Raw genomic sequence first — 5820 nt, 5'->3', positions numbered from 1 at the left:
CCGCCTTCGGCCGCGGCGAATGCTTCGTCGAGCGCTACCTCGACAAACCCCGCCACGTCGAGACCCAGTGCCTGGCCGACACCCACGGCAACGTCGTCGTGGTCTCCACCCGCGACTGCTCCCTCCAGCGCCGCCACCAAAAACTCGTCGAAGAGGCCCCGGCCCCCTTCCTGACCGAGGACCAGAACGCCCAGCTGTACCGGGCGTCGAAGGCCATCCTCAAGGAGGCCGGATATGTCGGCGCGGGGACGGTGGAGTTCCTGGTCGGGATGGACGGCACCATCTCCTTCCTGGAGGTCAACACCCGGCTCCAGGTGGAGCACCCGGTCACCGAAGAGGTCACCGGCATCGACCTGGTCCGCGAGATGTTCCGCATCGCCGACGGCGAGGCCATCGGCTACGACGACCCGCCGATGCGGGGGCATTCGTTCGAGTTCCGCATCAACGGTGAGGACCCGGGCCGCAACTTCCTGCCCGCCCCGGGCACGGTGACCTCCTTCGTACCGCCCGCCGGGCCCGGTGTCCGGCTGGACGCGGGCGTGGAGTCCGGGAGCGTCATCGGCCCGGCGTGGGACTCGTTGCTGGCCAAGCTGATCGTCACCGGCGCCACGCGGAGGCAGGCCCTCCAGCGCGCGGCCCGCGCGCTGGCCGAGTTCCAGGTCGAGGGCATGGCCACCGCGATCCCGTTCCACCAGGCGGTGGTGACGGACCCGGCCTTCACCAGCGAGCCCTTCACCATCCACACCCGCTGGATCGAGACCGAGTTCAACAACACCATCGCCCCCTTCACCCCGGCCGGGCCGGACGAGGCCGAGGAGCCGACCGCCCGCGAGACGGTCGTGGTCGAGGTCGGCGGCAAGCGGCTGGAGATCTCCCTCCCGGCGGTGCTCGGTCTGGCGGTGTCGCCCGGGGAGGCCGCGGGCTCGGGTGGCTCGAAGAAGCCGAAGCGCAAGGCGGTCAAGAAGTCCGGCTCCGCCGCCTCCGGCGACGCCCTGGCCTCGCCCATGCAGGGCACCATCATCAAGGTCGCCGTGGGCGAGGGCGACACCGTGGCCGAGGGCGATCTCATCGTGGTCCTGGAGGCCATGAAGATGGAGCAGCCCCTCAACGCGCACCGTAGTGGCATCGTCAAGAACCTGAACGCGAACGTCGGCGCCTCGGTCAGCGCGGGCGCGGTCATCTGCGAACTCAAGGACTGACCCGCCGCCATGGCGTCCTTACGGTGGGCCCGGCCGGGCCCGGCCCACCGTAAGGGTCAGTCCTTGAGCGTCCGCTCCAGGAAGCCCAGGACGGTCTCCGCGTAGGTCTCCGGCTGGGTCTTGATGCCCTGCAGATGCTCGGTGTCCGGCAGGGTGTGCACCTCGGCCAGCGGATAGCGCTCGGCCAGCGCCCGTACCCCCGAGGCGGGAATCATGGTGTCGAGCTCACCGGCGAGGAAGAGCATCGGGGTGCGCTCGTACGCGCCCCCGAGCGGCGGCGGCCACTGCACCCGCAGCATCGCCACGGCCGCCGACGAGGCGACCGACTCCACGACCGGGCGGGAGGGACCGGCGCCCAGCGGGCCGGGGATGGGCACCCCGCCGGCCGCGACGAAGTTCCGGAACAGCGGGGCCAGCTCCAGCGCCGGGCCGCTGTCGAAGACCACCGCGTCGACCGGGCAGTCCTCCCTCTTGAGCATGTAGAAGGAGGGGAAGGTGGAGATCGAGAAGCCGTAGATCGCGATGCGCGCCGCGGCGTACTCGTCCATCGACCGCATGTGCCGCACCACGGCGACCACATCGTCGGTGTGACGGTCGCTCATGCCCCAGCCCGCCCGGTCCGCGACGCTCTTACCGTGGTTGCGGTGATCGAACATGGCGACCGTGTAGCCCGCCTCGCTGAGCAGCCGCGCGTGCGCCAGGCTCGCGGACTTGCTGAGCCCCAGGCCGTGTCCGAGCACCACGACCCGCTCGGCGTCGCCGGGGATGAGCCAGACATGCAGCCCGCGGCCCTGCTGCCCATTCAGCGGAACGTTGACGTCGGTGCTGGTCAGCCCCAGGTCGGCGGGGGTTTTGTGATGCGGTCTGCGGGGCGGGTGGAAGATCATGTACGAGAGGAAGGCGCCGTACAGCGGTGCCACCGGGAGGGTCACCGCTGAGGCCGCCTTGGCCAGGAATCCCGTCGCCATGGTCGTCAAACCCCCATCACCGATTGTGCCCGGACGTGCGCGATCGTAGTGCGGACGGACAGGTGACCGCGTCGGCCGGTACGGGAAGTGGCCTAAGTCACCGGGTGCCCATGACCGTCAACGTGACCTTGTGGGAAGGGCGTTGGGGGCGTAGGAAGCGGTCGTGGTGGCGCGTTCCGACGGCGGGGCACCCACGGCGCGCCGCGCGCGCCGCTGTACCGTCAGTACGTCCACAGCGAGCGCATCATCGGCCGATAACACGGGGGGAAGCCGAACAGTGTCCTTCACCAGCCCGGTTCAGCCCGCAAACGAGCCCCGGCGATGGGCCCCGGTCCGCGCCCTGCCCGGCCCCGGGGACCGCCCCGGCCCCGGTGAGGTGGCCGTATGGCTGCTGCGGATCCCGCCGTACGCCGCCGCTGCCGCCGCCGTCGCGGAGGGCATGCTGGACGAGCGGGAGCGCGAGCGCGCGGCGCGGCTGCGGTCGGACGTGGCGCGCGAGCGCTATGTGACCTCCCATGTGGGGCTGCGGGCGCTGCTCGGCGGCTATCTCGGCATCGCCCCGGCCGAGGTCGCGTTCACCCGGGAGACCTGCGGTATGCCGGACTGTGAGAAGCCGCACGGCCGCCCGGCCCTGGCGGGCGAGGAGGCGCTGCACTTCTCCCTCTCCCACTCCGGCGACGCGGCCCTGTGCGCCGTCGCCGGAGTGCCCGTCGGCGCCGATGTCGAGGAGCGGGACCTCGGGCGCACCGGGGCCCGGCTGACGGGGCTGGTCGGGCAGTTGCACCCCGAGGAGCGGGCGGCGATCGACGCGCTTCCGGAGGAGCTGCGGGAGGAGGCGTTCCTGGGCTGCTGGGTCCGTAAGGAGGCGTACCTCAAGGGCATCGGCACCGGGCTGCCGGGCGGGATCGGCGCCCACCACGTCGGGCTAGCCGAGGGCCTGGCCCCGGCGGGCGCCCCGCCCGGCCCGCGCGGCTGGGCCTTCGCCGACCTCGACGCCCCGCCCGGCTACCACGCGGCGGTCGCCGTAAGGGACGAGGGCGTAAGGGACCCCGCCGTAAGGGAAGAGGCGGTGCGGGACGAGGCCGCGTCCGGTGGCGCGACGCGGCCGGTGGTGACGCTGGCCGGTCTGCCTCTGGGCTGATCATCCCGAGTACAGTCGGCGCCATGCCGCATCTCGAGGTGGAACTCTCGGCGGGCACCATCGAGTACGAGGACACGGGAGGCGAGGGCCCCGTCGCGGTCCTGCTGCACGGCGTCGCCATGGACGGCTCCCTGTGGCGCGAGGTGGTCGCCGCGCTGACCCCCGGCATCCGCTGTGTCGTCCCCACCCTCCCCCTGGGCGGGCACCGTCGCCCGATGCGGCCCGACGCGGATCTGTCGGTGCTCGGGGTGGCCCGGCTGGTCGCCGAGTTCCTGGACCGGCTCGACCTTACGGATGTCACGCTGGCCATGAACGACTGGGGCGGCGCGCAGGCGCTGGTCGCCGACGGCCGCGACCAGCGGATCGGCAGGCTGGTGATCACCTCCTGCGAGGCGTTCGAGAACTACCCGCCTGGGCTGCCCGGCAAGAATCTGCGGCTGGCCGCGAAGCTCCCGGGCGGGCTCAACGCCGCCTTCAAGCTGCTGAAGCTCGCGCCCCTGCGCCGGCTGCCGATGACCTGGGGCCGGATGACCAAGCGCCCGGTCGACCGCGAGATGATGGACGCCTGGTTCCAGCCGCTGTGGACCTCCCCGGAGGTCCGCCGCGACCTGAGGAAGTACGTCCTCGGCGTGCCACCGGTGAACGAACTGCTCCACTGGGCCGACGCCCTGCGCACCTTCGACCGCCCCGCCCTGGTGGCCTGGGCGTCCGAGGACCGCGTCATGCCGCCCGAGCACGGCCTCCGCCTGGCCGGTCTGCTGCCCCGCGGCACCCTGGTGGAGATCCCCGACAGCTACACCCTGATCCCCCAGGACCAGCCGGGCCCACTGGCCGACCTGATCCGCGCCTTCGTCCTGGGCGGCCCCGAGACGGCCTAGGCACGGCCCCGCCCCTTCCCGCGGCATCGAACGCGGCATCGATATGCGGCTCCGCCGCGTGGTGGGGCTCCGCCCCTGGAGTCCGGGGTCTGGGGCGGGAGCCCCAGTTGTGGGAAGGGGCGGGGAGGGGAGCAGCCCGCCGCAGGCGTCCAGATCCGCCGGACACCTAGGGACTGTCGTACCCCCGGCGTACCGTCGTCGGTATGTGCAGATCCATCAAGACGCTCCGCCCGCCGTACGCCGAGTCCGTCACCGACGCCGATATGCGCGCCGCGGCCCTCCAGTACGTCCGCAAGATCTCCGGCTTCCGCCAGCCGGCCGCTCACAACGCGGAGGCGTTCGACAAGGCCGTCGAGGCCATCGCCGCCGCCACGGGGGAGCTGCTGGACTCGCTCGAGGTGCGCGGCGGGGCAGCACGCTGAATGGCCCGGGGCTGTGGAGAGCACCCGGGCCATTCGCATGATCAGTTGTGCGCCGCCAGGGACTCGAACCCCGGACCCGCTGATTAAGAGTCAGCTGCTCTAACCAACTGAGCTAGCGGCGCCTGCTGACGACATAAATAGTACCTGGTCCCGAGGGGTGGTTTTGACCACCTCTCTCCGGGGCCTAGCAGCTCAGATGCAGCTCAGATGCGGCTCAGATGCGGCTCAGATGGAGAGGGAGAGCAGCATCGGGGCCGCCTCGCGGTTGAGGGTGTCGGCGGCCTGGCGAAGGCGGTGGGCATGGGCCAGGGGGAGGGAGAGGGCCAGGCAGCCCACCGAGCGCCCGGCGCTGATCGGAACCGCCGCACAGACCGTGCCGACCGCGTATTCCTGCAGGTCAAGGACGGGTACGGTGGCGGGCTGGCTGTCCAGCTTGTGGAACAGCACCTTCTCGTTGGTGGTGGTCCGGGAGGTGAGCCGCACCGTCTTGTGGCGGGCGAGGTGGTCGCGGCGGCTGTCGTGGTCGAGCTGGGTGAGCAGGCATTTGCCGAGCGCCATGGCGTGGGCGGCGGAGCGGAAGTCCACCCATTCGTTGACCTTGGGGGTGCGCGGCCCGTCGGCATACTGTGTGATCTTGATTTCGCCGTCCACATAGCGGCTGAGATAGACCGCCGCGCCCACCGAGTCGCGCAGGGTGATGAGCGACTGCTGGAGCTTGTCCCGGACGGCGTGGCCGCGCTCGGGGGCGGCGGAGCCCAGCAGGGTCAGGGCGCTGCCACCGACGTAGGCGCCGTCGGCGATCTGCTCCACATAGCCCTCGCGGCGCAGCATCCGCAGCAGATCGGTGAGCTGGTGGGCCGGTAGCCGGGTCTCCCTGGCGAGCATGATGTCGCTGACGCCGGACGAGTGTTTGGCGACGACCTCCAGGATGCGGAGGGCGTGCTGCACCGAGTGGAACGGCGCGGTCGGCTCGGGCCTGAGCGCCACGATTTCCCCCCTCGCAGGTTGGCGTGGCTTTCTATCACGATAACCGCCAAGGGGCTTATCCGGATCGGCTGTTGAGGATATTGCCGAGGCGCATCGGCCCGGTCAGCTGGGGCGTATGTTCTCGGCATATGACAATGGCGTGGCCCCCCGCGGGGGGGGGGGGGGGCCCGGCGGGCCCGCGCCCGGCCGGGGCGCGGGATTAACGCGGGCGGGGGCCGCTAACTG

General features: G+C 71.5%; 6 protein-coding genes and 1 tRNA gene. 4 read left to right on the top strand and 3 right to left on the bottom strand.

Going from position 1 to position 5820, the window contains the following annotated elements:
* A partial coding sequence (locus tag ACFXB5_RS23605; protein WP_385211134.1) for a biotin/lipoyl-containing protein occupies window positions 1–1199 on the top strand: 1199 nt, incomplete at its 5' end.
* 56 nt (window positions 1200–1255) lie between these two features.
* On the opposite strand, the gene ACFXB5_RS23600 is transcribed toward ACFXB5_RS23605, so the two are convergent.
* Complete coding sequence (locus tag ACFXB5_RS23600; protein ID WP_201849018.1) at window positions 1256–2167, bottom strand: alpha/beta hydrolase; 912 nt, start codon at window positions 2165–2167, stop codon at window positions 1256–1258.
* 277 nt (window positions 2168–2444) lie between these two features.
* Here ACFXB5_RS23600 and ACFXB5_RS23595 point away from each other — a divergent pair, with 277 nt between their 5' ends.
* From ACFXB5_RS23595 to ACFXB5_RS23585, 3 genes are all read left to right on the top strand, one after another.
* Window positions 2445–3308, top strand: a complete 864-nt coding sequence (locus tag ACFXB5_RS23595) for a 4'-phosphopantetheinyl transferase family protein (protein WP_385211132.1) — start codon at window positions 2445–2447, stop codon at window positions 3306–3308.
* Between the two features lie 23 nt (window positions 3309–3331).
* A complete protein-coding gene (locus ACFXB5_RS23590) occupies window positions 3332–4186 on the top strand; it encodes an alpha/beta fold hydrolase (protein WP_385211129.1) in 855 nt (284 codons plus the stop codon).
* A gap of 203 nt (window positions 4187–4389) precedes the next feature.
* Window positions 4390–4608, top strand: a complete 219-nt coding sequence (locus ACFXB5_RS23585) for a DUF2277 domain-containing protein (protein WP_385211126.1) — start codon at window positions 4390–4392, stop codon at window positions 4606–4608.
* Window positions 4609–4656: 48 nt separating this feature from the next.
* Here the strand turns inward: ACFXB5_RS23585 and ACFXB5_RS23580 are convergent.
* Window positions 4657–4730 (bottom strand) — tRNA-Lys (locus ACFXB5_RS23580).
* A gap of 103 nt (window positions 4731–4833) precedes the next feature.
* Entirely contained in the window at window positions 4834–5595 is a 762-nt protein-coding gene (locus ACFXB5_RS23575) for an IclR family transcriptional regulator (protein ID WP_385211123.1), read from the bottom strand.
* Window positions 5596–5820 lie beyond the last annotated feature (225 nt).

The sequence above is a fragment of the Streptomyces sp. NPDC059455 genome (assembly GCF_042750115.1).
GTDB lineage: Bacteria > Actinomycetota > Actinomycetes > Streptomycetales > Streptomycetaceae > Streptomyces > Streptomyces endocoffeicus.
Note: the sequence above shows the minus strand (reverse complement) of the source record. Positions and strands in the feature narration are given on the sequence as shown.